Source organism: Enterobacter sp. PL_is379 (assembly GCF_055817355.1).
The window spans coordinates 358798-383551 of record NZ_JBVPGT010000031.1 but is presented as its reverse complement, the minus strand read 5'-3'; the positions used below and the strand labels follow the sequence as shown (position 1 = coordinate 383551).

General features: G+C 59.3%; 24 protein-coding genes. 14 read left to right on the top strand and 10 right to left on the bottom strand.

Features of this window, described 5'->3' with window-relative positions; translation table 11 throughout:
- Positions 1 to 54: 54 nt before the first annotated feature.
- Positions 55 to 1155: a lytic murein transglycosylase B gene (gene mltB / locus AC0TOY_RS18295; RefSeq protein ID WP_193388032.1), complete on the bottom strand. Its 1101-nt coding sequence runs from the start codon at positions 1153 to 1155 to the stop codon at positions 55 to 57.
- 251 nt (positions 1156 to 1406) lie between these two features.
- Here mltB and srlA point away from each other — a divergent pair, with 251 nt between their 5' ends.
- The 7 genes from srlA to gutQ all read left to right on the top strand — a co-directional run bounded on the left by srlA (position 1407) and on the right by gutQ (position 6317).
- A complete protein-coding gene (gene srlA, locus AC0TOY_RS18290; RefSeq protein ID WP_473722299.1) occupies positions 1407 to 1970 on the top strand; it encodes a PTS glucitol/sorbitol transporter subunit IIC in 564 nt (187 codons plus the stop codon).
- Positions 1967 to 2926, top strand: coding sequence for a PTS glucitol/sorbitol transporter subunit IIB (srlE, locus tag AC0TOY_RS18285; RefSeq protein WP_473722298.1), 960 nt, complete (start codon positions 1967 to 1969; stop codon positions 2924 to 2926). Before srlA ends, srlE begins: the two co-directional genes overlap by 4 nt.
- Positions 2927 to 2938: 12 nt before the next feature.
- On the top strand, positions 2939 to 3301 hold the full coding sequence (srlB, locus tag AC0TOY_RS18280; RefSeq protein ID WP_024907705.1) for a PTS glucitol/sorbitol transporter subunit IIA: 363 nt from the start codon (positions 2939 to 2941) through the stop codon (positions 3299 to 3301).
- Positions 3302 to 3315: 14 nt separating this feature from the next.
- Positions 3316 to 4095 (top strand): sorbitol-6-phosphate dehydrogenase, encoded by a 780-nt coding sequence (gene srlD / locus AC0TOY_RS18275; RefSeq protein ID WP_023294411.1) that lies wholly within the window; start codon positions 3316 to 3318, stop codon positions 4093 to 4095.
- A 67-nt stretch (positions 4096 to 4162) separates the two neighbouring features.
- A complete protein-coding gene (gene gutM, locus AC0TOY_RS18270; protein ID WP_032648019.1) occupies positions 4163 to 4522 on the top strand; it encodes a transcriptional regulator GutM in 360 nt (119 codons plus the stop codon).
- 63 nt (positions 4523 to 4585) lie between these two features.
- Positions 4586 to 5359 (top strand): glucitol operon DNA-binding transcriptional repressor SrlR, encoded by a 774-nt coding sequence (srlR, locus tag AC0TOY_RS18265; RefSeq protein WP_021241949.1) that lies wholly within the window; start codon positions 4586 to 4588, stop codon positions 5357 to 5359.
- Positions 5352 to 6317 (top strand): arabinose-5-phosphate isomerase GutQ, encoded by a 966-nt coding sequence (gene gutQ, locus AC0TOY_RS18260; RefSeq protein ID WP_420277357.1) that lies wholly within the window; start codon positions 5352 to 5354, stop codon positions 6315 to 6317. Before srlR ends, gutQ begins: the two co-directional genes overlap by 8 nt.
- Here the strand turns inward: gutQ and norR are convergent.
- A complete protein-coding gene (norR, locus tag AC0TOY_RS18255) occupies positions 6314 to 7828 on the bottom strand; it encodes a nitric oxide reductase transcriptional regulator NorR (protein WP_473722297.1) in 1515 nt (504 codons plus the stop codon). The two genes, gutQ and norR, sit on opposite strands and share 4 nt — an antisense overlap.
- A 186-nt stretch (positions 7829 to 8014) precedes the next feature.
- Between norR and norV the strand changes: the two genes are divergently transcribed.
- The 5 genes from norV to AC0TOY_RS18230 all read left to right on the top strand — a co-directional run bounded on the left by norV (position 8015) and on the right by AC0TOY_RS18230 (position 14474).
- Positions 8015 to 9463, top strand: coding sequence for an anaerobic nitric oxide reductase flavorubredoxin (gene norV, locus AC0TOY_RS18250; RefSeq protein WP_208763216.1), 1449 nt, complete (start codon positions 8015 to 8017; stop codon positions 9461 to 9463).
- Complete coding sequence (gene norW / locus AC0TOY_RS18245) at positions 9460 to 10593, top strand: NADH:flavorubredoxin reductase NorW (protein ID WP_473722295.1); 1134 nt, start codon at positions 9460 to 9462, stop codon at positions 10591 to 10593. Before norV ends, norW begins: the two co-directional genes overlap by 4 nt.
- Before the next feature lie 244 nt (positions 10594 to 10837).
- Positions 10838 to 10996, top strand: coding sequence for a hypothetical protein (locus tag AC0TOY_RS18240; protein ID WP_162837374.1), 159 nt, complete (start codon positions 10838 to 10840; stop codon positions 10994 to 10996).
- A 187-nt stretch (positions 10997 to 11183) separates the two neighbouring features.
- Positions 11184 to 12674, top strand: a complete 1491-nt coding sequence (gene nagE / locus AC0TOY_RS18235) for an N-acetylglucosamine-specific PTS transporter subunit IIBC (RefSeq protein WP_473722293.1) — start codon at positions 11184 to 11186, stop codon at positions 12672 to 12674.
- Positions 12675 to 12806: 132 nt separating this feature from the next.
- The gene (locus tag AC0TOY_RS18230) at positions 12807 to 14474 is read left to right on the top strand and encodes an SgrR family transcriptional regulator (protein ID WP_473722292.1); all 1668 of its coding nucleotides are present in this window, start codon (positions 12807 to 12809) and stop codon (positions 14472 to 14474) included.
- On the opposite strand, the gene AC0TOY_RS18225 is transcribed toward AC0TOY_RS18230, so the two are convergent.
- From AC0TOY_RS18225 to AC0TOY_RS18210, 4 genes are all read right to left on the bottom strand, one after another.
- Positions 14447 to 15469, bottom strand: coding sequence for a HoxN/HupN/NixA family nickel/cobalt transporter (locus AC0TOY_RS18225; protein ID WP_032648029.1), 1023 nt, complete (start codon positions 15467 to 15469; stop codon positions 14447 to 14449). The two genes, AC0TOY_RS18230 and AC0TOY_RS18225, sit on opposite strands and share 28 nt — an antisense overlap.
- Positions 15447 to 17687, bottom strand: coding sequence for a carbamoyltransferase HypF (gene hypF, locus AC0TOY_RS18220; RefSeq protein WP_473722290.1), 2241 nt, complete (start codon positions 17685 to 17687; stop codon positions 15447 to 15449). Before hypF ends, AC0TOY_RS18225 begins: the two co-directional genes overlap by 23 nt.
- A 5-nt stretch (positions 17688 to 17692) precedes the next feature.
- Positions 17693 to 18238, bottom strand: coding sequence for an electron transport protein HydN (gene hydN, locus AC0TOY_RS18215; RefSeq protein WP_029739520.1), 546 nt, complete (start codon positions 18236 to 18238; stop codon positions 17693 to 17695).
- Positions 18239 to 18372: 134 nt separating this feature from the next.
- Positions 18373 to 19386, bottom strand: coding sequence for a LacI family DNA-binding transcriptional regulator (locus tag AC0TOY_RS18210; RefSeq protein ID WP_032648032.1), 1014 nt, complete (start codon positions 19384 to 19386; stop codon positions 18373 to 18375).
- Positions 19387 to 19600: 214 nt separating this feature from the next.
- On the opposite strand from AC0TOY_RS18210, the gene ascF reads away from it, so the two are divergent.
- Positions 19601 to 21052 carry a PTS cellobiose/arbutin/salicin transporter subunit IIBC gene (ascF, locus tag AC0TOY_RS18205; RefSeq protein WP_061714559.1) on the top strand — a complete coding sequence of 484 codons (1452 nt, stop codon included), beginning with the start codon at positions 19601 to 19603 and terminating at the stop codon, positions 21050 to 21052.
- An 18-nt stretch (positions 21053 to 21070) separates the two neighbouring features.
- Positions 21071 to 22495 carry a 6-phospho-beta-glucosidase gene (locus AC0TOY_RS18200; RefSeq protein WP_148769291.1) on the top strand — a complete coding sequence of 475 codons (1425 nt, stop codon included), beginning with the start codon at positions 21071 to 21073 and terminating at the stop codon, positions 22493 to 22495.
- Between the two features lie 88 nt (positions 22496 to 22583).
- Here AC0TOY_RS18200 and hycI read toward each other — a convergent pair whose 3' ends face one another.
- The 4 genes from hycI to AC0TOY_RS18180 are packed head-to-tail and all read right to left on the bottom strand — an operon-like array spanning position 22584 to position 24748.
- Positions 22584 to 23039 (bottom strand): hydrogenase maturation peptidase HycI, encoded by a 456-nt coding sequence (gene hycI / locus AC0TOY_RS18195; protein ID WP_024909226.1) that lies wholly within the window; start codon positions 23037 to 23039, stop codon positions 22584 to 22586.
- Positions 23032 to 23442, bottom strand: coding sequence for a formate hydrogenlyase maturation HycH family protein (locus AC0TOY_RS18190; RefSeq protein WP_024909227.1), 411 nt, complete (start codon positions 23440 to 23442; stop codon positions 23032 to 23034). The genes hycI and AC0TOY_RS18190 overlap by 8 nt, the downstream gene beginning before the upstream one ends.
- The gene (locus AC0TOY_RS18185; RefSeq protein WP_473722289.1) at positions 23439 to 24206 is read right to left on the bottom strand and encodes an NADH-quinone oxidoreductase subunit B family protein; all 768 of its coding nucleotides are present in this window, start codon (positions 24204 to 24206) and stop codon (positions 23439 to 23441) included. Before AC0TOY_RS18185 ends, AC0TOY_RS18190 begins: the two co-directional genes overlap by 4 nt.
- Positions 24206 to 24748: a formate hydrogenlyase complex iron-sulfur subunit gene (locus tag AC0TOY_RS18180; RefSeq protein WP_048993003.1), complete on the bottom strand. Its 543-nt coding sequence runs from the start codon at positions 24746 to 24748 to the stop codon at positions 24206 to 24208. The genes AC0TOY_RS18185 and AC0TOY_RS18180 overlap by 1 nt, the downstream gene beginning before the upstream one ends.
- Between the last annotated feature and the right edge of the window lie 6 nt (positions 24749 to 24754).

Genomic DNA, 24754 nt, shown 5'->3' with positions numbered 1-24754 from the left:
CGCAGCCATGCCGGGTGGCGGCGTTGCCTTACCCGGCCTACCCGTCGGAGCAGCTTACTGACTAAACGGTGACGCCGCCGGCACGCGGGCCTGGGATACAGCCAGCCCCAGCTGCCATACGGCCATCGCATAGTGAGTGCTGTGGTTATAGCGGGTAATGGTGTAGAAGTTCGGCAGGCCGTACCAGTACTGATAGCCCGTTCCGACATCCAGACGCAGCAGGCTCGCCTGTTGCGCATTACCCAGCGGCTGCGTTGGCGTTAAGCCTGCCGCGGTCAGCTGCGAAATGCTGTAGTTGGTTTTGAAGCCATTTTCCAGCCCCGGCGCCTGACCGTTCGCCTGCACCGCCACCTGGCCGCCCGGCACCCAGCCGTGCGCTTTGAAGTAGTTCGCCACGCTGCCGATGGCATCCACCGGATCCCACAGGTTGATGTGACCATCTCCGTTAAAGTCGACGGCATACTGTTTATAGGACGACGGCATAAACTGGCCGTAGCCCATCGCGCCGGCAAACGACCCTTTCAGATCGAGCGGATCGTCCTGCTCGTTGCGCGCCATCAGCAGGAAGGTTTCCAGCTCGGAAGAGAAATACTCCGCGCGGCGCGGGTAGTTAAAGGAGAGCGTCGCCAGCGCATCCAGGATGCGGGTTTTACCCATCACGCGGCCCCAGCGGGTTTCCACGCCAATAATCCCGACAATGATTTCAGGCGGTACGCCGTACACCTGCCACGCGCGGTTGAGCGCATCTTCATACTGATTCCAGAACACCACGCCGTTTTGCACGTTGTCCGGGGTAATAAACTGTTTGCGATAGCGCAGCCACGCGCCGTTTGGCCCGCTCGGCACCTGAGCCGTCGGCGCCTGCCTGTCCATCAGGCGCAGCACGTAGTCCAGACGCTTGGCCTGAGACAAAATTTCGTGCAGCTGCTGTCTGTCAAAGCCGTGTTTGCTCACCATTTTATCGATGAACTGCTCGGCCGCCGGGTTATTCGCGAAGTCGCCGCCCATCTGCATCATATTGTGCTGCGGCTCCAGCAGGAATCCTCCGGAAGGCGCGCCCGCCGTTTGCTGAACGGCTTCGGTCTTAGGTTTGCTACTACAGGCAGACAGCAGAATAAGCGCAGGCAACAGCGCTGCATAACGACGCTTGAACATGAGACATCCATTTAACGGGTTCGATAAGAACCCAGTATGGTAAAGCATCCGCAACACCTCAAGGAAGCGGTACGCACCTCCCCCACGCAAATCCGCGCTTTTTTACACCGAAAATCATTCACCACGTCAATTAACTTTCAAAATAATCCATTTTTCTTTCATTGTGAGATCTAACTAACACTTTAAAATCTTTCAAAGTGATTATTATTAGCCGCAGATAGACAAAAACAAACGCCCCACAGGAGAGAAGAATGATAGAAACCATCACCCACGGCGCCGAGTGGTTCATCGGGCTGTTTCAGAAAGGCGGAGAAGTGTTCACCGGCATGGTGACCGGGATCCTGCCCCTGCTGATCAGCCTGCTGGTGATCATGAACGCGCTGATCAACTTTATCGGCCAGCAGCGTATTGAACGCTTCGCCCAGCGCTGTGCCGGGAATCCGCTGTCCCGCTACCTGATACTGCCCTTTATCGGCACCTTCGTGTTCTGCAACCCGATGACCTTAAGCCTCGGTCGCTTTATGCCAGAGAAGTACAAGCCGAGCTATTACGCAGCCGCCTCCTACAGCTGCCATTCGATGAACGGCCTGTTCCCGCACATTAACCCCGGCGAGCTGTTTGTGTATCTCGGGATCGCCAGCGGTCTCACCACGCTTGGCCTGCCGCTCGGCCCGCTGGCGGTGAGCTACCTGCTGGTCGGCCTGGTCACCAACTTTTTCCGCGGCTGGGTGACGGACCTCACCACCGCCATTTTTGAGAAAAAAATGGGCATCCAGCTTGAACAGAAAGTCCATCTTTCAGGAGCCGCAGCATGAACCGGATCCGCATTGAGAAAGGCACGGGCGGCTGGGGCGGCCCGCTGGAGTTCGACGCCACCGAAGGCAAAAAGATTGTTTACATCACCGCGGGGACGCGCCCGGCGATCGTCGACAGGCTGCGCGAGCTAACCGGCTGGGAAGCGGTCGACGGCTTCAAGGAAGGGGAACCGCCGGAGGCGGAAATCGGCGTGGCGGTGATCGACTGCGGCGGCACGCTGCGCTGCGGCATCTACCCGAAGCGCCGCATTCCAACGGTGAACATTCACTCCACCGGAAAATCCGGCCCGCTGGCGCAGTACATTCTTGAAGACATTTATGTCTCGGGCGTGAAGGAGGACAACATCGCGCTGGTGAATGGGACTCCCGCGCCGCAAAAAGAGGCCCCGCGCGAGTACGACACCAGCAAGAAAATCACCGAGCAGAGCGACGGCCTGCTGGCGAAGGTCGGGATGGGCATGGGTTCCGCCGTGGCGGTGCTGTTCCAGTCCGGGCGCGACACCATCGACACGGTGCTGAAGACCATTCTGCCGTTTATGGCGTTCGTCTCGGCGCTGATCGGCATCATCATGGCCTCCGGCCTGGGCGACTGGATTGCCCACGGCCTCGCCCCGCTCGCCAGCCACCCGCTCGGCCTGGTGACGCTGGCGCTGATCTGCTCCTTCCCGCTGCTGTCGCCGTTCCTCGGCCCGGGCGCGGTGATTGCCCAGGTCATCGGCGTGCTGATTGGCGTGCAGATTGGTCTGGGGAACATCCCTCCGCACCTCGCCCTGCCCGCCCTGTTTGCCATTAACGCCCAGGCGGCGTGCGATTTCATCCCCGTGGGGCTGTCGCTGGCCGAAGCGCGCCAGGACACCGTGCGCGTGGGCGTGCCGTCCGTGCTGGTCAGCCGCTTCCTGACGGGCGCGCCGACGGTGCTGATTGCCTGGTTTGTCTCCGGCTTTATTTATCAATAAGAGGTTCCTGCCATGACCGTGATTTACCAGACCACCATTACCCGCATCGGCCAGAGCGCCGCCGACGCGCTGAGCGACCAGATGCTAATCACCTTCCGCGAAGGGGCGCCTGCGGATATCGAAGAGTTTTGCTTTATCCACTGCCACGGCGAGCTGAAGGGCGAGCTGAAGGCAGGAAGCCAGCTGGAGCTGGGCGAGGCACGCTATGCCGTCACCGCCGTCGGCGACGTCGCTGAACAAAACCTGCGCGAGCTGGGCCACATCACCCTGCGTTTCGACGGCCAGCCGCAGGCGGAGTATCCCGGCACGGTTCACGTCGATGGTCCGGTTCCGCAGGCTGTCACCCCAGGCTGCACGTTAAAATTTGTTGCGTAATTAAGGAGAAACACATGAGTCAGGTTGCCGTTGTCATTGGTGGAGGACAAACCTTAGGCGAGTTCCTCTGCCGTGGGCTTGCCGCAGAAGGTTACCGCGTGGCGGTAGTGGACATTCAGAGTGAAAAAGCCGCCCGCGTGGCGGATACCATCAACACCGAGTTTGGCGAAGGGATGGCGTACGGGTTTGGTGCCGACGCCACCAGCGAGCAGAGCGTGATGGCGCTGGCCCGCGGCGTGGACGAGATTTTTGGACGCACCGACCTGCTGGTCTACAGCGCGGGGATTGCGAAAGCGGCCTTTATCAGCGATTTCGAACTGGGGGATTTTGACCGCTCGCTGCAGGTGAATCTGGTGGGCTATTTCCTCTGCGCCCGCGAGTTTTCCCGTCTGATGATCCGCGACGGCATTCAGGGGCGCATCATTCAGATCAACTCAAAATCTGGGAAGGTGGGCAGCAAGCACAACTCCGGCTACAGCGCGGCGAAGTTTGGCGGCGTGGGGCTGACGCAGTCTCTGGCGCTGGATCTGGCCGAATACGGCATTACCGTGCATTCGCTGATGCTGGGCAACCTGCTGAAATCGCCGATGTTCCAGTCCCTGCTGCCGCAGTACGCCACCAAGCTCGGCATCAAAGCGGAAGAAGTGGAGCAGTACTACATCGATAAAGTGCCGCTCAAGCGCGGGTGCGATTACCAGGACGTGCTGAACATGCTGCTGTTTTACGCCAGCCCGAAAGCCTCGTACTGCACCGGACAGTCGATTAACGTCACCGGTGGGCAGGTGATGTTCTGATCGAGCGGCCTGATGCCCTCACCCTAACCCTCTCCCACAGGGAGAGGGAATACAATAAGGAGCCTATATGGTCACCGCACTCATCACCGTTGCCGCCCTCGCCTGGCTCTGCCAGATGGCGTTCGGCGGCTGGCAAATCCACCAGTTTAACCGCGCGTTTGATGCCCTGTGTCAGAAAGGTCGCGTCGGAGTCGGACGTTCCGGCGGACGCTTCAAACCGCGGGTCGTCGTGGCTATTGCGCTGGATGAAAACAATAACGTCTGCGATTCACTGCTCATGCGCGGCATGACCGTCTTTGCCCGTCCGGTGAAAATCCAGGCAATTAACGGCATTTCGTTGCAGGAATTGCAGCCTGATGTGATCTTTCCCCATGATCCACTCTGTCAGAATGCACTATCATTAGCGCTTAATCTGAAACATGGATAATTTCGTTGTGAAAGCTATAGACTTGCGAAATTATCATTTCGCAACCTAAGGAACGAAGCGCCTATGAAACCTCGTCAGCGGCAGGCGGCCATTCTCGAACATCTGCAAAAGCAGGGAAAATGTTCGGTAGAGGATCTGGCCCACTACTTTGACACCACCGGCACGACAATACGCAAGGACCTGGTATTGCTCGAAAACTCTGGCGCCGTCATTCGAACCTACGGCGGCGTGGTGCTCAATAAGGATGAAGCGGACCCGCCTATCGATCACAAAACGCTGATCAACACCCACCAGAAGGCGCTGATTGCCGAAGCGGCGGTGAAATTTATCCACGATGGCGACTCCATCATCCTGGATGCCGGCAGTACCGTCCTGCAGATGATCCCGCTGCTCAGCCGCTTTAACAACATCACGGTGATGACCAACAGCCTGCACATCGTCAACGCCCTGTCGGAATTCGACAGCGAGCAGACCATCCTGATGCCCGGCGGCACCTTTCGCAAAAAATCCGCCTCATTTCACGGACAGCTGGCGGAGAACGCCTTCGACCACTTCAGCTTTGATAAACTGTTCATGGGCACCGACGGCATCGATCTGAACGCGGGCGTCACGACGTTCAACGAGGTGTTCAGCGTCAGTAAAGCCATGTGCAACGCCGCGCGGGAAGTAATTTTAATGGCAGACTCGTCGAAGTTTGGCCGTAAAAGCCCCAACATTGTCTGTAGCCTGGAAAGCGTCGACAAGCTGATTACCGACGCGGGTATCGATCCGGCGTTCAGGAAAGCGCTGGAAGAGAAAGGCATCGACGTGATCGTAACCGGAGAGAGAGATGAGTGATTTTCTGTTAGAAACGGGCCGCCAGACGCTGATGCTGGAGCTGCAGGAAGCCAGCCGCCTGCCGGAACGTCTGGGCGAGGATTTTGTCCGTGCCGCCAACACCATTATCCACTGCGAAGGCAAAGTGATCGTGGCGGGCATCGGTAAATCCGGCCACATCGGCAAAAAGATTGCCGCGACGCTGGCCAGCACCGGCACCCCGGCTTTCTTCGTGCATCCTGCAGAGGCGCTGCACGGCGATCTGGGAATGATTGAAAGCCGCGACGTGATGCTGTTTATCTCCTACTCCGGTTCGGCGAAAGAGCTGGATCTCATTATTCCGCGCCTGCAGGAAAAATCGGTCGCCCTGCTGGCGATGACCGGGAAATCCCGCTCGCCCCTGGCGCTGGCCGCCAAAGCGACGCTGGATATTTCCGTTGAGCGTGAAGCCTGTCCGATGCACCTCGCCCCCACCTCCAGCACCGTGAATACCCTGATGATGGGCGACGCGCTGGCGATGGCGGTAATGCAGGCGCGCGGGTTTAACGAAGAAGATTTCGCCCGCTCGCATCCGGCGGGGGCGCTCGGGGCGCGCCTGCTCAACAAGGTCCACCACCTGATGCGCACAGAAGATGCGATTCCACAGGTCAAACTCAATACCAGCGTCATGGACGCGATGCTGGAGCTCAGCCGCACCGGTCTGGGGCTGGTGGCGGTGTGCGACGACGACGGGTACGTCAAAGGCGTATTCACTGACGGCGACCTGCGCCGCTGGCTGGTGGGCGGTGGCAAGCTGGAAACCAAAGTGTCGGACGCCATGACCCAGGGCGGGCTGACGCTGAACGCCGAGAGCCGCGCCATTGAAGCCAAAGAGGTGCTGATGAAGCGCAAAATCACCGCCGCACCGGTGGTGGATGACGCCGGCAGGCTGTGCGGCGCCATCAACCTGCAGGATTTCTATCAGGCCGGGATTATCTAACCCTTCAGCCCGAGACGCTTCGCCAGCCGGTGCAGGTTGGCGACGTCCATCTCCAGCGCCCGGGCGCACGCCGCCCAGTTGCGGTTATTCTGATCCAGCGCGCGGATAATCATCTGACGCTGAAACGTCTCCGTGGCTTCACGCAGATTTTCATTCGCTATTTCTGGCGCCGCCTGCACGACAGCCGGTGCGGTTTCATCCTGCAGCGAAAAATGCCGCGCGTGGATCACCACTTCGTCACCCGAGCGCGTCGCCCGCGCCAGTACCACCGCACGGTGGATCGCATGCTCCAGCTCGCGCACGTTGCCCGGCCAGCCGTAGCTCAACAGATGCGCCCTCGCCCCCGGGCTCAGCACCACGCGGGAAAGCCCCATCCGGAGACGGCACTGCTCGCAGAAATAGCCCGCCAGCAGCACCACGTCGTCCCCGCGCTCGCGCAGCGGCGGCACGGTAAGTGGGAACACGCTCAGGCGGTGGAACAGGTCGGCGCGGAACTGCCCGGCCAGCACCGCTTCACGCAGGTCACGGTTGGTCGCCGCCAGCACGCGAACGTCCACTCTGTGACTGCGGTCATCCCCCACGCGCTGGATGTCGCCGTACTGCAGCACGCGCAGCAGCTTGGCCTGTAACGAAAGGGAAAGCTCACCAATCTCATCCAGAAACAGCGTGCCGTTATCGGCCATTTCAAACTTGCCGCTGCGGTTGCTGATGGCCCCGGTAAACGCTCCCTTAACGTGACCAAACAGCTCGCTTTCCGCCACGCTCTCCGGCAGCGCGGCGCAGTTGAGGTACACCAGCGGGTTAATCGCGCGCGGCGAGGCTTCGTGAATGGATTTCGCCACCAGCTCCTTGCCGGTGCCGGTCTCCCCGAAGATCAGCACGTTCAAATCGGACGCGGCAACAATCTCAATCTCTTTTTTGAGCTGAGCCATGCCCGGCGAGAGGCCAATCATCTCTGTGTGCGTTATCTGCTCAAACGCCGCCGGGCTGCCGGGAAGAATATTCTGGCTCTCCAGCTGTTCAATCAGCAGCGCGTTGTTAAGCGCCCCGGCGGCCAGCGCCGCAATGAGGCGCAACTCTTCATCGCTGAAAGTATCGAACTGGTCCGGCGACAGGCCGTCGAGGGTCAGCGCCCCAATCAGGTTTTGCCCGGCAAACAGCGGCAGGCCGATACAGGCGTGCACCTTCAGGCTCTCCTGGCCGGGAATAAGCCCGTCGTACGGATCGGGCAAGTCGCTGTCCGCCGGGAAGCGCACCACGTCACCCGCGCGGGCGATAGTTTCCAGACGCGGATGGCCTTCAAGGGTAAAGCGCCGTCCGAGCACGTCCTTCGCCAGCCCGTCGATCGCCAGGGGAATAAACTGCCGTCCTTCGTAGCGCAGCAGCGCCGAGGCGTCGCACGCCAGCACGTGGCGCAGCGTGGAGATCAGCCGCTGAAAGCGGTCCTGATGGCCGATACCGGTTTGCAGCTCAATGGCGATCTTCGCCAGCACGTCTACGGAAAAGCTCATGTCTGCCTCGCTGTCATTTTGACAATGCATGTTGTCATAATGACACTGTTTTGAGTAGTCATAATGACTACCAATTACGGATCATAAAAAAATTAATTAAGTAAAATCAATAAATTAAAAGTTGGCACGCAACTTGATAAAAGCAAACCATCTTATTTGAAAATGCTGTATTACGTAGAGGTTGCTATGTCTATTCTGGTTAAAAATAACATTCATTGGGTCGGTCAACGTGACTGGGAAGTGCGCGATTTCCACGGGACGGAATACAAAACGCTGCGCGGCAGCAGCTACAACAGCTATCTCATCCGCGAAGGAAAAAACGTGCTGATCGATACCGTCGATCACAAGTTCAGCCGCGAGTTCGTGCAGAACCTGCGCAGCGAAATCGATCTCGACGCCATCGATTACATCATCATCAACCACGCGGAAGAAGATCACGCCGGGGCGCTGACCGAGCTGATGTCTTACATCCCGAACACACCTGTCTACTGCACCACCAACGCCATCGACTCGATCAACGGCCACCACCACCATCCGGAGTGGAACTTCCACACCGTGAAAACCGGCGACGCGCTGGATATCGGTAATGGCAAGCAGCTGATCTTCGTGGAAACCCCGATGCTGCACTGGCCGGACAGCATGATGACCTACATGACCGGTGACGCGGTGCTGTTCAGCAACGACGCCTTCGGCCAGCACTACTGCGACGAACGTTTGTTTAATGACGAAGTGGATCAGACAGAGCTGTTCGAGCAGTGCCAGCGGTACTATGCCAACATCCTGACCCCGTTCAGCCGCCTGGTCACGCCAAAAATCACCGAAATCCTCGGCTTCAACCTGCCGGTGGAGATGATTGCCACCTCCCACGGCGTGGTGTGGCGTGAAAACCCCACCCAGATCGTCGAGCTGTACCTGAAGTGGGCGGCGGACTATCAGGAAGACCGCATCACTATTTTCTACGACACCATGTCCAACAACACCCGCATGATGGCGGACGCCATTGCCCAGGGCATCAACGAAGTGGACCCGAACGTGGCGGTGAAAATCTTCAATGTGGCGCGCAGCGATAAGAATGAGGTGTTAACCAACGTGTTCCGCTCTAAGGGCGTGCTGGTGGGCACCTCCACCATGAACAACGTGATGATGCCGAAAATTGCCGGTCTGGTAGAAGAGATGACAGGCCTGCGCTTCCGTAACAAACGCGCCAGCGCCTTTGGCTCCCACGGCTGGAGCGGCGGCGCGGTAGACCGCCTCTCCACCCGCTTACAGGATGCGGGCTTTGAGATGTCCATGAGCCTGAAGGCCAAGTGGCGCCCGGATATCGACGCCCTGGAGATCTGTCGCCAGCACGGTCGCGACATTGCCCGTCAGTGGGCGCTCGCTCCGCTGCCGGAAGTGGCGGCAAAAGCACCCGAACAGCAGGAAGCCTGCGCCTGTGCCGCCGCGGCAGCCGCCGATCTCGGCCCGCGCATGCAGTGCAGCGTCTGCCAGTGGATTTACGATCCTGACCTGGGCGAACCGCTGCAGGATGTTGCCCCGGGCACGCCGTGGCGCGACGTGCCGGACAATTTCCTCTGCCCGGAATGTTCCCTCGGTAAGGACGTCTTTGACGAACTGGGTACGGAGGCAAAATGAGCAACGGTATCGTCATCATCGGCTCGGGCTTTGCCGCCCGTCAGCTGGTGAAAAACATCCGCAAGCAAGATGCCAGCGTGCCGCTGACGGTGATTGCCGCCGACAGCATGGACGAGTACAACAAGCCTGATCTAAGCCACGTCATCAGCCAGAATCAGCGCGCCGAAGACCTCACCCGCCAGACGGCGGGGGAGTTCGCTGAACAGTTCAACCTGCGTCTGTTTCCGTACACCTGGGTCACCGATATCGACGCCGCCGCCCGCGTGGTGAAAGCAAAAGAGAAGACCTGGCAGTACGACAGGCTGGTGCTGGCCACGGGTGCCTCTGCTTTCGTGCCGCCGATTGAGGGGCACGAGCTGATGCTCACCCTCAACAGCCAGCAGGCGTATCAGGCCAGCGAAACGGCGCTTCGCGACGCACAGCGGGTAATGATTGTCGGCGGGGGGCTGATCGGCACCGAGCTGGCGATGGATTTCTGCCGGGCGGGCAAATCGGTGACCCTGGTCGACCATGCGGCGAGCATTCTGTCGGCGCTGATGCCCGCAGAAGTAAGCAGTCGCTTACAGCATCGTCTGACCGACATGGGGGTGCATCTGCTGCTGAAATCGCAGCTGCAAAGCCTGCGCAAAACCGAAGGCGGTATTCGTGCCACGCTCGACCGCAGCCGCAGCATTGAGGTGGATGTGGTTATCGCGGCGACGGGCCTGCGCCCGGAAACTGCGCTGGCGCATCGTGCAGGCGCCGAAACAGGCCGTGGCGTGAAGGTAAATAGCTACCTTCAAACCACGCAGCCCGATATTTACGCGTTAGGCGACTGCGCTGAAATCAACGGTCAGGTGCTGCCTTTCCTGCAGCCGATACAGCTGAGCGCCATGTATCTGGCGAAAAACCTGCTCGGCGGCAGCGCACCGCTGAAACTCCCCGCCATGCTGGTGAAGGTTAAAACGCCAGAGTTACCGTTGCATCTTGCGGGGGAGACGCAGCGCATGGATCTGAGCTGGCAGATTGCCATTGAACCTCACGGAATGGTTGCACGCGGCTCTGACGCCGAAGGTCAGGTACGCGCCTTTGTGGTTAGCGAAGATCGGATGAAGGAGGCTTTCGCTCTGCTGAAATCGCTGCCCGCGTAACCCGTAATCTCTTGCCACGCTCACTTAACCATTGGATTATATTATCCGTAGCCCCGATGTCCCGGGGCTTTTTTTTGCGAATTCTATTCAGGACATAAATACAAATAAGATAAATCATCACCATTAATCCCTTAACCATTACATCCATCAATATTTAAATACGGAACACCTGATAAACACCAGCCTGTTTTATTTCCTGTTTTCGGCTTATCCTAAAAATAGACCCATTAGCCGGAGACATCCCATGACCACCTTTAGCAAAGAACTCAACTACCTTTCCGCCTATTTTAAACAGGCTAAAAAATCAGAACATATTTTGTTTCGCTGGCTCTACCTCAGCCCGGAGGCGCGCATAGAGCGCCTGCGAGAACTGATGATGCCGGTGAGTAAACGTGATAACTGAAGCACGACCAGGTTAAAACCGGAACAAATTAGTTACTTCATCATTGTTTATGCCGTGAACAATTCGCTGATAAAATATAATAAAAATTAATTTATTCCGCATCACATTTTTATTACAGGGACTTTCGCATTAAAATAAAAGGTGTTATTTTTCGTCGTGAATTAAGTCCTTTTTGGAATCCACTCTCATGAACGCATTTAGTTATCTGCAACGTCTGGGTAAAGCCCTGATGTTGCCAATCGCCACCCTGCCCGTTGCAGCGATATTATTACGCCTCGGGCAGCCTGATGTTTTTAATATTCCGTTTATAGCCAGCGCCGGTGGCGGTATCTTTGACAGTCTACCTTTGTTGTTTGCCTTAGGGATCGCCATTGGTCTGGCAAAAGACAACGCCGGTGCTGCAGCCCTCGCAGGGGCGGTGGGTTTTCTGGTGCTTACCAAAGCCACGGCCGTCATAAACTCATCCATTAACATGTCCTTCTTCGCCGGGATCATTGCCGGTGTCGTCGCGGGTCACTGCTACAACCGTTTCTCAAACACCAAACTTCCGGACTTTCTCGCCTTCTTTGCGGGCAAACGCCTGGTGCCGATCGTAACCGGGCTTATTTGCCTGTTCATCGCCTGGATTTGCGGGTATGTCTGGCCTTCCGTGCAGCATGGTATTGATACCTTCAGCCTGTTTGTCTCCCGCAGCGGCGAACCGGGATGGTTTATTTATGGTGTCCTGAACCGCGCGCTAATCCCCTTCGGTTTGCATTACATTCTGCACTCCGTCTTCTGGTTTAGTCTCGGCGACTGCCTGAAAGTGACTTACGATGCCGCCAGCGCGGTACACAATATCTGTCTGGCCCCTGACGTGGTAAAAGGGCTGGTGGTTGGCGGTGCTGTACCGGGTATTGACGGTTCCAGCATCACGCAGATTGCAACCGACCTGACCCGTGGCGACCTTAACCGCTTCTTTGCCGGTGACCCGCATGCAGGCGTTTACATGGCCTGGGCTTACCCGATCTTTATGGGAGGCCTGCCGGGTGCTGCGCTGGCGATGTATTTCGCCGCACCGAAAGCACGTCGCGCTACCGTAGGGGGGATGCTGCTTTCCGTGGCTCTGACCGCTTTCCTGACCGGCATTACCGAGCCCATCGAGTTCTCCTTCCTGTTCCTTGCCCCTGCTCTGTATGCGCTGCATGCGGTACTGGCGGGCGTGAGCATGGTGATCACCAACAGCCTCGGCGTACTGCACGGTTTTGGTTTCTCTGCCGGGCTTATCGACTTCGTTCTCAACTGGGGACTGGCTACTAAGCCGTGGATCCTGATCCCACTGATCGTGCTGTTCTTCGCGATATACTTTGTCGTATTCACCTTCGCGATCCGCTTCTTTAAGCTGAAAACGCCGGGCCGCGAAGACGACGAGGCTGTAGCGGGTAATTCTGACGATCAAAGCGAAGCCATCGCACAATACATCGCGGCACTGGGTGGCAAAGGCAACCTCAGGATTGTCGATGCCTGCATTACCCGCCTGCGCCTGACGCTCGTTGATAACAGCGTGCTGGATGAGACCGTGCTGAAATCGCTGGGCGCGAAAGGTATTCTCAAAATGGGTACGCAGAATGCGCAGGTTATTCTGGGCCCACAGGCAGAAAGCATTGCGCTAAAGATTCGGGCACAGCTTGAAATCTGACGCTGCATAATCCGGTTCCCTCTCCGCCCTGGAGGGGGAACAAAACCGGAACACTTTATCAATCCAGACCTTAATTATTCCGCAAAAAAACCTACACTCTCAGCATCCACCTTTTATCCTGGGTACGTCGACATGCGCCAGCTTCAGAAAATCCGTCAGTATCAACGGCTTTATCAACACTATGGCGCAGAGCCAAAACCGACGACTATTGCTGAAGTCGCCGAGGTGGCGCTGTGCAGTGAACGTCATGCACGTACCCTGTTGCGCCAGCTGGCGCAGAGCGGATGGTTAAGCTGGAATGCTCAGCCGGGACGGGGACATCGCGCCATCTTGCACTGCCTGACAACCACCAGCGAACTCAGCGCCCCTCTGATGCACGCCTGCCTGGAGAAGGGGGATTACCAGAGCGCGCTGCAGCTGGCTGATGGTGATCCAGCAAGCCTGCATCACATCATCACACCCTTTTTAGGCGGAAAGTGGCTTAAGCACCAGCCAACCCTGCGCATTCCCTGGTATCGTCCACTGACGTCGCTTCATCCGGCGCTTCAGCGTCGTCGCGCTGAGCAGCACATTATCTGCGCCGTACACGCGGGATTAACGCGCTATATGCCCGGTCAGCCGCATCCAGTACCTGATCTAGCCCATCACTGGGAATTCAACGAAGACAAACGCCGCTGGCGTTTTTACCTGCGCAGCGGTGCGCACTGGCACAATGGGCAAGCTATCAGCGATGAAGATATCCTCATTGCGCTGCAACAGGTATTGGCCGATCCGGCACGCAATGCAGGTCTGACTCACGTCTGCAGGGCGTTGCTTATTGCCCCCTGGTGTCTGGAGATACAACTGACCATCCCCGATGCGATGCTGGCGCATCGTCTCGCGCACCACGTATGCCGCCTGCCACATCCACAGCAACCGGACATCGGTGCCGGGCCCTTTGCCATTGCGCACCACCATTCTCACTACCTGCGCCTGGAGCGCCAGCCCTGGTATTTTGCTGCCCATCCGCTACTGCATGCGATAGAGTTCTGGCGAACCCGTACGGAGGCGCAAAAACCGGCGTGGATCACCGTCGGGAAAGGACAAAATGCGCAGGCAGCGGTAACGTCCACCAGCGGCGGATTCGCCTGGCTAATGGTAAACGCCAGGTTACCCGAGCCGCTTGCGGCCTGGCTACGTCAGGAAATTCAGAGCATGACTCATCAACAGTTTCTCCATCGGGATGATTTAGAAACCCAAACGGAAATACTGCCAGGCCTGACACCACCGCAATACCCGCAGGCTTCGGAAGCGATGCTTCCCGCCACGCTTTCGCTGGTTTGCTACCACACACCTGAACTGTGCGAACTGGCCGATATTCTGCGCGCGCGCCTGAAAAAGCACAGCTGCAACGTGACGGTGAAATGGAAAGATCGCGAAGAGTGGCATGGTCATAACGCGCTGGATCAGGCCGATCTTTTGTTGGGTGACTATCTGGCGGGTGAACTGCCAGGCTTTGCCCTGGTGGAGTGGTTTTTTGATGAGCCTGCGTGGGCCACGGCCTTAGGCGAGGACACCTGGCAAGAAGAGAAGCAGAAACTGATGGGTTATTGTGAAAGTGAGGAGACCCTGAATAATCACCTGCCCTCCTTCTTTCATTCCTTGCTGGAAAGCGGCGCCTGTACGCCGCTTTTCCACTACCGCTACCGTCTTAACACCCTGGAAAACGTGCAGGACATTGTGCTGACCGCCAGCGGCTGGCTTGATTTTACCCGCGCCTGGCTACCCCCTGCTCAGGATCGCACCACCAGCGCGTCGTAGCCGCGCCAGCGGTAGTTGACCATGGAGATCAGCCAGCAGGCAACGAACAGCCCGACCACCACAAACCCGGCGTTGCCCAGGTTGTCGTTTACCGCGCCAATCAGATCCCAGACGCCGCCGCTGAGGGCAAATTTATCCATCAGCAGACCCAGCGCTTCCAGCCCGCCGATAAACAGCGCCACCACCACGGAGGTGCCGGTGATGGTCATGTTGTAATAGAGCTTGCGCTGCGGCTTGTTAAACGCCCAGCCGTAGGCACCGACCATCAGCAGGTTATCGAGGGTATCCACCAGCGCCATGCCGCTGGCGAAGAGCGCCGGGAAGATCATGATTGACCACACCGACATCCCGCTGGAGGCGCTGGCGGCAGAGATCCCCAGCACGCCAATCTCGGTGGCCGTGTCAAAGCCGAGGCCAAACAGGAAACCGACCAGGTACATCTGCCAGCTTTTATTCACCAGACGAAAGGTTTTGCCAAACAGCCAGTTCATGACGCCGCCCTGGGCAGGGAGCGTGATGTCGCCCTGCACAGGCCTGCCGTGTTTCAGCGCCTGAAAACTGCGCCAGACGCCGCGCAGGATCACCATATTCACCAGCGCCATCGCCAGCAGGAAGGTCGCGGAAACGGCGGTACCAATCAGGCTGCCAGTTTCGTGGAACCATTCCATGTTTTTCTGAAACGCCGTGGCGGTAGCGGCGATGGCAATGGAGGCCAGCACCACGATGGTGGAGTGCCCCAGCGAGAACCACGCCCCCACGCCGGACGGGCGCGAGCCCTGCTGCATCAGCTTACGCGTCACGGTATCAATGGCGGCAATATGGTCAGCGTCCACCGCGTGTCGCAGCCCGTAACACCACGCCAGCAGACTTGCCGCCATCAGCGCCGTGCTGCCGCTAAAGGTGTGCCATGCCCATCCCCAGGCCAGCAGGTTTGCCATTACCAGAGCCAGCAGCAGGAGCGCGGCGCGAGGTTCATTGCGTAACAGTCGTAACATTTTTAGTCCTTTGTAAACATGACCGGGCAGCGGCGACCACCGCCTGCCCGAAGGAGATCGCTCCGTCACCTGCGGGCAGGCGCGAAGGAAAAAGAAGCGTAAAGTCAGAAAGGTAATGACGCAGGCGCGCGCGCAGCAGACGGTTGTGCAACACACCGCCGCTGAGACAGATTGTCGACAGCGATAAGCGCCGGGCATGGAACGCAGCGAGCTCCGCCAGCCCTTTTGCCAGCGCGTCGTGAAACGCCCACGCGCGCTCGCAGGGCTCTGCCTGCCAGCTCAGCCACTGCTGCCAGAAAAGCGCGAAGTCTTCCACCGACAGCGTAACCGGGTGTTCGACGCCGTTGCACTGTGCCGCCAGCGCTTCCAGCCTGCACGCCGCTTCACCTTCCCAGGATTGGGTTTCGATACCCAGCGCGCAGGCGGCGGCATCAAACAGGCGACCGCACGACGACGCCCGCGGCGCGTTGACGCCGCGCTGGATAGCCTTCGCCAGCAGCGGCCAGTTCTGACGCTGTACCGCGCGCGTTTCCGGATAGTGCTGCCAGTCAGGGACAAACGCCAGACACTGGGCGAGCAGGTTGCGCCACGGCTGCCGCGCCGCCAGATCGCCCCCCGGCAGCGCAACGGCAGGCAGGCCACCTAAATGCACGCACTCGAGATAGTTGACACGCAGGCACTCCCCGCCCCACAGCGCGCCGTTTTCACCCATGCCGATCCCATCCAGCGTCAGGGCGATAACATCTCCGCCCTCCCGCGGCCAGCCGTTTTCCGCCAGGCACGCCGCCGCGTGGGCGTGATGGTGCAGCACGGTTTCAACGGGCAGCCCCTGCGCCTGCGCCCACTGGCGCGCACGGTACCCCGGATGGGCGTCGCACACCACGCGCTCCGGCTCGAAGGCGTAGATGTCCTGCATCGTCGAGAGCGCGCCGCGCCACTGCGCTTCGACACCCTCGTCACCGAGATCGCCAAAATGCTGGCTCAGCACAGCCTGGTTGCCACGCACCAGGCAGAAGGTGTTTTTCATCTCCGCACCGGTGCACAACATGGCGGGGATATTCTCGAATCCCGCAGGCAACGTGATGGCATCCGGCACAAAACCGCGCGCCCGGCGCAGCATCGCGCCGTCCCGATCCACCACCGAATCGTCCATCCGCTGAAGAATATCGCGATTGTGCAGCAGGAAGCCGTCCGCGATGCCGCTGAGCTCATCCAGCGCCTGCCGGTTGGTGATGGCAGGCGGCCTGCCGCTAAGGTTGCCGGAGGTCATCACCAGCGGTCGCTGGCAGTCCATCATCAGCAAATGCTGCAGCGGGTTCGCGGGAAGCATGATGCCCACGGAATCCAGACCGGGCGCGATACCTTCCGGTAACGCGGGCAGCCAGGCTTTCGGCGTGAGCACAATGGGTGCGGCGGGTGAGCATAGCAGCGCCTGAACCGTCTCCGGCAGGTCATCCGCATGCGGGATCATCACCGCCAGCGGCTTCGCGGGCCGCTGCTTGCGTGACCGAAGCGTCGCGACCGCCTGCGGGTTACGCGCGTCGCAGACGAGGTGAAAGCCACCCAGCCCTTTGACGGCGACAATACCGCCGCTTTTCAGCATCGCCACCGCTGCGCGCAGCGCAGCCTCGCGCTCAGCAGTCATGTCGCCCGCACGCCACATAAGCGCGGGCCCGCAGTCCGGGCAGGCGACCGGCTGGGCGTGAAAACGGCGGTCGGCAGGATTGCGGTACTCGGCTTCACACGGCCCACAGAGCGGGAACGGCGCCATTGCCGTGGCCGGACGGTCATAGGGCATGGCGCGGATAATGGTAAACCGCGGCCCGCAGTGGGTGCAGTTGATAAACGGATAGCGATAACGGCGTTCGAGTGGGTCGCACATCTCAGCCAGACACGCCGGACAGGTGGCGGCATCCGGCACAATCTGGGTGTCCATTGTCCCGGCCGCGCTGTGGCGGATGGTAAAGTCCTCCGGTACGTGCGCCCAGGTAAACGGCTGCGCTTCCACGCGGTCAATGCGTGCCAGCGGCGGGCAGTCCTGATGCAGCCTCGCGGTAAAGGCCCCCCCATTACCCGCGAGGCGCACCAGCACGCCCTCTCCGTCATTGCAGACGTCACCGGTCAACTGAAGCGCCTGCGCCAGCTGCCAGACGAAGGGACGAAACCCGACGCCCTGCACCTTGCCGCGCACGCGCAGCTGAACGCCGTTGCTGCTCATACGGTTCAGAACAGCAGCGATGACGAGGTGTCGAACGCCGCGCGACGGCGCTTTTCGGCGCTCATCTGCTCAAGCTTGTCGCGATCCACGCAGACCAGCGCGTGCGTCGGGCAGGCTTCCATGCAGGCCGGGCCGGCGTCGCGGTGGTAGCACAGGTCACATTTGTTGGCTTCGGCTTTGTCCGCGCGCACGCTCAGTCCCATACCGCTGTTGCGTACCACCGGACGGACCACCACCTCCATCGCGCCGTACGGGCAGGCGACCACGCAGGTTTTGCAGCCAATGCAGCGCTCCTGCATCACGTGCACAAAGCCCTTCTCGCGTTTAATCGCCCCGTTCGGGCAGACGTTGGCGCACGGTGCGTCTTCGCACTGGCGACAGATGGCGGCGGTGGAAATATTCACGCCTTTGATGACGTGGATGCGCGGCAAAAACGTGTCAGGGGTAAGCGACGCGCAGTCCTGCTCCGCCTGATGGGAAACCACGCACGCCACTTCACAGGTACGGCAACCAATACACTTACTGGCATCGGCCATAATAAAACGGTTCATCTGCTTCTCCAGCATTACAGTTATGCCCGGAGATATTCATAAACCGTGCCAATAATTAAATTATTGATTTTATTTGGTTTTAAAAATAAAAGCGGTGCTGTCATCGTCACTTATGACGATGACAGCTGTCGACATCAGCGGTGCGGGCCGTCAATAACCGAGTCGCGCAGGACAAGCTCGCCGGAGAAAATTTGCTGATATTTAAACTCGCCGCCGTCGAGCATGAAGATCAGGCGGCTGATGGTCTCTTTGATCATCTCCGTTACCGGGATACGTACGCTGGAAAGCGACGGCACAATGTAAGGCGCGATGGCCACGTCGTCAAAACCGATCACCGACACCGCGTCCGGTGCGGCTACGCCGCTGTCGTGCAGCTGCTTCATGGCGCCAATTGCCATGTCGTCATTACTCGCCACCAGCGCCGTAAAGCGTTCACCGCGAGCAAGCAGTTCGGACACCGCCGCCGCGCCGCTGGCGGGGTTCCACTTCCCCTGCGCAATCAGCCCCTCGCGCAGCGGAATACCGTGCTGCGCCAGCGCGTCCTTATAGCCGGAGAGACGCTCAACCCCGGTGGGAGAATCCAGCGAGCCGGTGATAAAGGCGATCTCCCGATGCCCTTTCGCAATCAGCTGTGACACCGCGTCCTGGCTGGAGGCTTTATGATCGGACCACACGCTGTGGCTGCTGTTTTTCCGCAGGCGGCGGTTGAGTACCATAATGGGCTGCTCGCACTTCTCGACGATCTCATCCATCTCTTCCACGCTCAGAAAACGCGGATAGATGATCACCGCGTCGCAGCGCATATCGAGCAAATACTGGATCGCCTCGCGCTCTTCATCCGCGCTGTGCTTGCCGTCCGCGAGGATCAGCTGCCGCCCTTTCTCTTCCGTCATGCGCGCGGCGTGAAACAGCAGCTCGCTAAAGTAGACGCCGTGATAAAGGGTGTTCGTCACCACCAGGCCCAGCGTCTGGGTACGTTTGGTCGCCAGGTTGCGCGCCAGCAAATTTGGGCGATAGCCGCTCTCTTCAATGGCCTGAAACACCCGATCTTTGGTCTCCTGGCTGACATAGCCATTGCCCGACAGCACCCGGGACACCGTGGCTTTCGAAACGCCTGCCCGCTTCGCCACTTCAAGCATCGTGGTCATGTTGTTATTCCGTCTGCATCTGATGGAGCGCAGTGTACTGCACTGCAGAAAAATTGTCGCAGCGGTGAAATCACGCTTTTGGCTCCTGCTGGTGATCGGTGTCACGAAATAAAAAAATGGTCAAAAAGCGATCTTGTTTCATCAAAAGAAACTCATGATGATTATGTGGAACCGGTTTCCTACATTTCTCAAAACGATAACAGGATCACATCCGATGGCCAAAAATTACGCTGCGCTGGCGAACGACGTTGTCAGCGCGCTGGGTGGCAAAGAGAACATCGTCGCAGTCACCCACTGCATGACGCGACTTCGTTTCGTTCTGAAAGACGAAAGCCTTACCGATACCGCGCGCCTGAAAAGCATCAGCGGCGTGCTCGGCGTGGTGCGCACCGACAACCAGTGCCAGGTCATCATCGGCAACACCGTTTCGCAGGCGTACCGCGAAGTGGTGAGCCTGCTGCCAACCAGCCTGCAGCCTGCCGTACCGGAAGGCCCGCAAAAGCTGACGCTGCGTCGCATTGGCGCCGGGATCCTCGACGCGCTGATCGGCACCATGTCCCCGCTGATCCCGGCGATCATCGGCGGCTCAATGGTCAAGCTGCTGGCGATGATCCTTGAGATGACCGGCGTGCTGCCAAAAGGCGCGCCGACGCTCACTATTCTGACCGTCATCGGCGACGGCGCGTTCTTCTTCCTGCCGCTGATGGTGGCGGCCTCGGCGGCGGTGAAGTTCAAAACCAACATGTCGCTGGCCATCGCCATTGCGGGCGTGCTGGTGCACCCGAGCTTTATCGAGCTGATGGCGAAAGCCGCGCAGGGCGAACACGTTGAGTTCGCCTTTATCCCGGTGACGGCGGTGAAATACACCTACACCGTCATCCCGGCTCTGGTGATGACCTGGTGCCTGTCATACATCGAGCGCTGGGTGGATCGCATCACCCCGGCGGTAACCAAAAACTTCCTCAAGCCGATGCTGATCGTGCTGATTGCCGCCCCGCTCGCCATCGTGCTGATTGGGCCGCTGGGCATCTGGATCGGTAGCGCCATCTCCGCGCTGGTTTACACCATTCACGGCTATCTGGGCTGGCTCTCCGTGGCCATCATGGGCGCGCTGTGGCCGCTGCTGGTCATGACCGGGATGCACCGCGTGTTTACGCCAACCATCATTCAGACCATTGCCGAAACGGGCAAAGAAGGGATGGTCATGCCGTCGGAAATCGGCGCCAACCTGTCGCTCGGCGGTTCGTCGCTGGCGGTGGCGTGGAAAACCAAAAACCCGGAGCTGCGCCAGACGGCACTGGCGGCGGCGGCCTCCGCCATCATGGCGGGGATCTCTGAACCGGCCCTGTACGGCGTGGCGGTGCGTCTGAAACGTCCGCTGATTGCAAGCCTGATCAGCGGCTTTATCTGCGGCGCGGTGGCGGGCATGGCCGGTCTCGCCAGCCACTCGATGGCGGCACCGGGGCTGTTTACCAGCGTACAGTTCTTCGACCCGGCGAACCCGATGACCATCGTCTGGGTGTTTGGCGTAATGGGTCTGGCAGTGGTGCTGTCGTTTGTTCTGACCCTGATACTGGGCTTTGAGGATATTCCGGTCGAAGACGACGCCGAAAAAGCGCGCGCCCTGCAGACCGCACCGGTACAGAACAACGCAGCAAAAGCATAAATTGAAAGCGAGGTAAGAATGTCTGTGTTTCCACAAGGATTTTTATGGGGCGGCGCGCTTGCCGCCAACCAGAGTGAAGGCGCTTACCGTGAGGGCGGCAAAGGGCTGACGACGGTCGATATGATTCCCCACGGCGCGAATCGCCTGGCGGTGAAACTCGGTAAGGAAAAGCGTTTCTCGCTGCATGACGACGAGTTCTACCCGAGCCACGAGGCGATTGATTTTTACCATCGCTATAAAGAGGACATCGCCCTGATGGCGGAGATGGGCTTTACGGTGTTCCGCACCTCGATTGCCTGGAGCCGCCTCTACCCGAACGGCGACGAACCGCTGCCGAACAAAGAGGGTATTGCCTTCTACCGCGCGGTGTTCGAAGAGTGCAAAAAGTACAACATCGAGCCGCTGGTAACGCTCTGCCACTTCGACGTGCCGATGCACCTGGTGACGGAGTACGGCTCGTGGCGCAACCGTAAGATGGTCGATTTCTTTGCCCGCTATGCCCGCACCTGCTTTGAGGAATTTAACGGGCTGGTGAAATACTGGCTGACCTTCAACGAAATCAACATCATGCTGCACAGCCCGTTCTCCGGCGCGGGGCTGGTGTTTGAGAAAGGCGAAAATGAAGATCAGGTGAAATACCAGGCCGCGCACCACGAGCTGGTGGCGAGCGCGCTGGCGACTAAAATTGCTCACGAGGTGAACCCGGAAAACCAGGTCGGCTGCATGCTGGCGGGCGGAAACTTCTATCCGTACTCCTGCAAGCCGGAAGACGTGTGGATGGCGCTGGAGAAAGACCGCGAGAACCTGTTCTTTATCGACGTGCAGGCGCGCGGCAGCTATCCGGCCTATTCTGCCCGCGTGTTCCGCGAGAAAGGCGTGGTGATTGTTAAAGACCCGGGCGATGATCTACTTCTGAAAAACACCGTCGACTTTGTCTCGTTCAGCTATTACGCCTCGCGCTGCGCCTCGGCGGATATGAACGCGAACAACACCAATGCGGCGAACATCGTCAAATCTCTGCGCAACCCGCACATTCAGGTGAGCGAATGGGGCTGGGGCATCGACCCGCTCGGCCTGCGCATCACCATGAACATGATGTACGACCGCTACCAGAAGCCGCTGTTCCTGGTGGAAAACGGCCTGGGAGCGAAAGATGTCGTTGATGAAAACGGCGAGATTAACGACGACTACCGCATCAGCTATCTGCGCGAGCATATCCGCGCGATGGGCGACGCGATTGAGGACGGCGTGCCGCTGATGGGCTACACCACCTGGGGCTGTATTGACCTTGTCTCTGCCTCAACCGGGGAGATGAGCAAGCGCTACGGGTTTGTCTATGTCGACCGCGACGACGCCGGGAACGGCACGCTGGAGCGCAAACGCAAGAAATCGTTCTGGTGGTATAAGAAGGTGATTGCGAGTAACGGGGGGGATCTCGAGTAGCCTGTTGCCCTCACCCCAGCCCTCTCCCACAGGGAGAGGGAGATGGGTTTGGTAGGCCGGGTAAGGCGAAGCCGCCACCCGGCACTGCTCAGAGCCGGGAGAAATCCCCGTCCCCACCCCACTCCGCAAGCCGTGAATACACCACTTCCACCGCCGCTTTCACCGGCGGCGTCATCGGGTAATAAAACCCGACAATATCCGGCTGAATGCCCAAAAAGAGCACCTCGCCCACGTCGTCTTTAATCTGATCGACCAGGTAGTTCAGCGGCATATTGTGGGTAGTCATCATAAACATCTCGGCGATGTCGTCCGGGTCAATCAGGCGGATCTCGCCGGGGTTGAGTCCCATATCGGTGGCATCGACGATTAACAGCCTGTCCGGGCGCAGTTCGCGAATGGCGACCACGTCGTTTTCCGGCGCGCTGCCGCCGTCAATCACCACCCAGCTGCCCTGCGGGTTCGCGGCGCACATCTCCGCCAGCAGCGGACCCGCGCCGTCGTCCCCCATCATGCTGTTGCCGACACACAGTAAAACGTCAGTCACGTAATCTCCTCACCATCAGGTAGATGGCGCTCTCCTGATGAATATCGTGCAGCATGCCGAGCAGCGTTTTGCTCCACGCCTGCTGCTCGGGGGTTTGCCCGCCGAGCGCCGCGTCAAAGGCGTTGGCGAGCATCGCAATGTGGTTGGCATCGATCACGATCTCGCCGTACTTCGGCACGCCTTCCATCTTGCGACGCGCCGTACTGCCCTCCTCCAGCGTGGCGATCCACGCCAGATACTCGGACCACGGACAGCTCAGCGCCGCCTCCAGGCAGTCGATCACCCCGAGGTGATGCCCAATCGCCAGGCTGTAATAGACCACCTGCTGCGCCGCATCCGGCGTGGCATCGTTCTCATCAATAAACTTACGGCTCAGCTGGCTGAACACCACCGTTTCACTCATCGGATACGCGCCTCATCGACGATACTGTTCAGGTTCGCCACAATCTCATTGAGGCGCGGATCGTTTTCCGCCTCCAGCCAGCGTGCGACCTGATGCTCGCCCTGGCTCAGCAGGCGCAGATAGTCGTCGGCAATCTGACGGCCGTAGCGATAGCCCGCCAGCCTGCGCGCCGCGCGATCGACCTTCACCCGCAGCGGCTGCACCATATCCGGGTGCAGAATGGCCGCTGGCTGGTTGTCCAACTCGCCCGGCTCGCGCGCGTGGATTTTCTGCTCCAGCAGGCCAAGCGCCATGGCAAAGCCGTACAGCGTTGCGGCAGGCGTCGGCGGGCAGCCCGGAATGTAGACGTCCACCGGCACGATTTTGTCGGTGCCGCCCCAGACGCAGTAGAGGTCATGGAAGATGCCGCCGCTGTTGCCGCAGGCGCCGTACGAGATGCAGATTTTCGGGTCAGGGGTGGACTGCCAGGCGCGCAGCGCGGGCGAGCGCATGGCGCGGGTGACGGCCCCGGTAAACAGCAGGATGTCCGCGTGGCGCGGGGACGGCACCACTTTGATGCCGAAGCGCTCGGCGTCAAACAGCGGCGACAGGGTGGCGAAGATCTCAATCTCGCAGCCGTTGCAGCCGCCGCAGTCCACGCGGTAGACGTAGGCCGAGCGTTTGATTTTTTTCAGCAGCGACGCCTTCATGCTGGCGATGGATTCGTCCACCGTCATCGGCACCGGAATGCCGTTGTCGTCGCGCGGGCCCAGTAGGTTTTCCATCAGCTGGCCTCTCTCATATGGCGGGTAATATCAATGCGGTCGGACGGCAGCAGGCACTTCTGACGCTTGCACGCCGGGCAGGTTTCAAAGCTTTCACGGTGATGCTCCGCGCGGGCGTCGCCGTTGTGCTGCAGCAGCGCGATGGCGTAGTCGATCTCTTTCTGCACGGCGAACGGGCGTTTGCAGACGCGGCAGTTGCACAGGTCAAAGCGCGACTGCTGCAGGAAGTCTTCTTTCTTCCATACCGCCAGCTCGTACTCCTGCGACAGACGAATGGCGACCGTCGGGCAGACCTCTTCGCAGCGGCCGCAGAAGATGCAGCGCCCGAGGTTGAACTGCCAGGCCAGCTCGCCGGTTTTGAGATCCGTCTCGACCGTTAAGGCATTCGACGGGCAGGCGTTGACGCAGGCCGCGCAGCCGATGCACTGCTGCGGATTGTGCTCCGGCTTGCCGCGAAAGTTTTTATCCACCGGCATCGGCTCCAGCGGATAGCTGCTGGTCTGCGTGCCCGTTTTGATCACTTTTTTGATAAAGGTAAACATGGCGAG

Coding starts and splice junctions, on each gene's coding strand:
- mltB (WP_193388032.1), bottom strand. CDS start 1,155: ATGTTCAAGCGTCGTTATGCAGCGCTGTTGCCTGCGCTTATTCTGCTG.
- srlA (WP_473722299.1), top strand. CDS start 1,407: ATGATAGAAACCATCACCCACGGCGCCGAGTGGTTCATCGGGCTGTTT.
- srlE (WP_473722298.1), top strand. CDS start 1,967: ATGAACCGGATCCGCATTGAGAAAGGCACGGGCGGCTGGGGCGGCCCG.
- srlB (WP_024907705.1), top strand. CDS start 2,939: ATGACCGTGATTTACCAGACCACCATTACCCGCATCGGCCAGAGCGCC.
- srlD (WP_023294411.1), top strand. CDS start 3,316: ATGAGTCAGGTTGCCGTTGTCATTGGTGGAGGACAAACCTTAGGCGAG.
- gutM (WP_032648019.1), top strand. CDS start 4,163: ATGGTCACCGCACTCATCACCGTTGCCGCCCTCGCCTGGCTCTGCCAG.
- srlR (WP_021241949.1), top strand. CDS start 4,586: ATGAAACCTCGTCAGCGGCAGGCGGCCATTCTCGAACATCTGCAAAAG.
- gutQ (WP_420277357.1), top strand. CDS start 5,352: ATGAGTGATTTTCTGTTAGAAACGGGCCGCCAGACGCTGATGCTGGAG.
- norR (WP_473722297.1), bottom strand. CDS start 7,828: ATGAGCTTTTCCGTAGACGTGCTGGCGAAGATCGCCATTGAGCTGCAA.
- norV (WP_208763216.1), top strand. CDS start 8,015: ATGTCTATTCTGGTTAAAAATAACATTCATTGGGTCGGTCAACGTGAC.
- norW (WP_473722295.1), top strand. CDS start 9,460: ATGAGCAACGGTATCGTCATCATCGGCTCGGGCTTTGCCGCCCGTCAG.
- AC0TOY_RS18240 (WP_162837374.1), top strand. CDS start 10,838: ATGACCACCTTTAGCAAAGAACTCAACTACCTTTCCGCCTATTTTAAA.
- nagE (WP_473722293.1), top strand. CDS start 11,184: ATGAACGCATTTAGTTATCTGCAACGTCTGGGTAAAGCCCTGATGTTG.
- AC0TOY_RS18230 (WP_473722292.1), top strand. CDS start 12,807: ATGCGCCAGCTTCAGAAAATCCGTCAGTATCAACGGCTTTATCAACAC.
- AC0TOY_RS18225 (WP_032648029.1), bottom strand. CDS start 15,469: ATGTTACGACTGTTACGCAATGAACCTCGCGCCGCGCTCCTGCTGCTG.
- hypF (WP_473722290.1), bottom strand. CDS start 17,687: ATGAGCAGCAACGGCGTTCAGCTGCGCGTGCGCGGCAAGGTGCAGGGC.
- hydN (WP_029739520.1), bottom strand. CDS start 18,238: ATGAACCGTTTTATTATGGCCGATGCCAGTAAGTGTATTGGTTGCCGT.
- AC0TOY_RS18210 (WP_032648032.1), bottom strand. CDS start 19,386: ATGACCACGATGCTTGAAGTGGCGAAGCGGGCAGGCGTTTCGAAAGCC.
- ascF (WP_061714559.1), top strand. CDS start 19,601: ATGGCCAAAAATTACGCTGCGCTGGCGAACGACGTTGTCAGCGCGCTG.
- AC0TOY_RS18200 (WP_148769291.1), top strand. CDS start 21,071: ATGTCTGTGTTTCCACAAGGATTTTTATGGGGCGGCGCGCTTGCCGCC.
- AC0TOY_RS18190 (WP_024909227.1), bottom strand. CDS start 23,442: ATGAGTGAAACGGTGGTGTTCAGCCAGCTGAGCCGTAAGTTTATTGAT.
- AC0TOY_RS18185 (WP_473722289.1), bottom strand. CDS start 24,206: ATGGAAAACCTACTGGGCCCGCGCGACGACAACGGCATTCCGGTGCCG.
- AC0TOY_RS18180 (WP_048993003.1), bottom strand. CDS start 24,748: ATGTTTACCTTTATCAAAAAAGTGATCAAAACGGGCACGCAGACCAGC.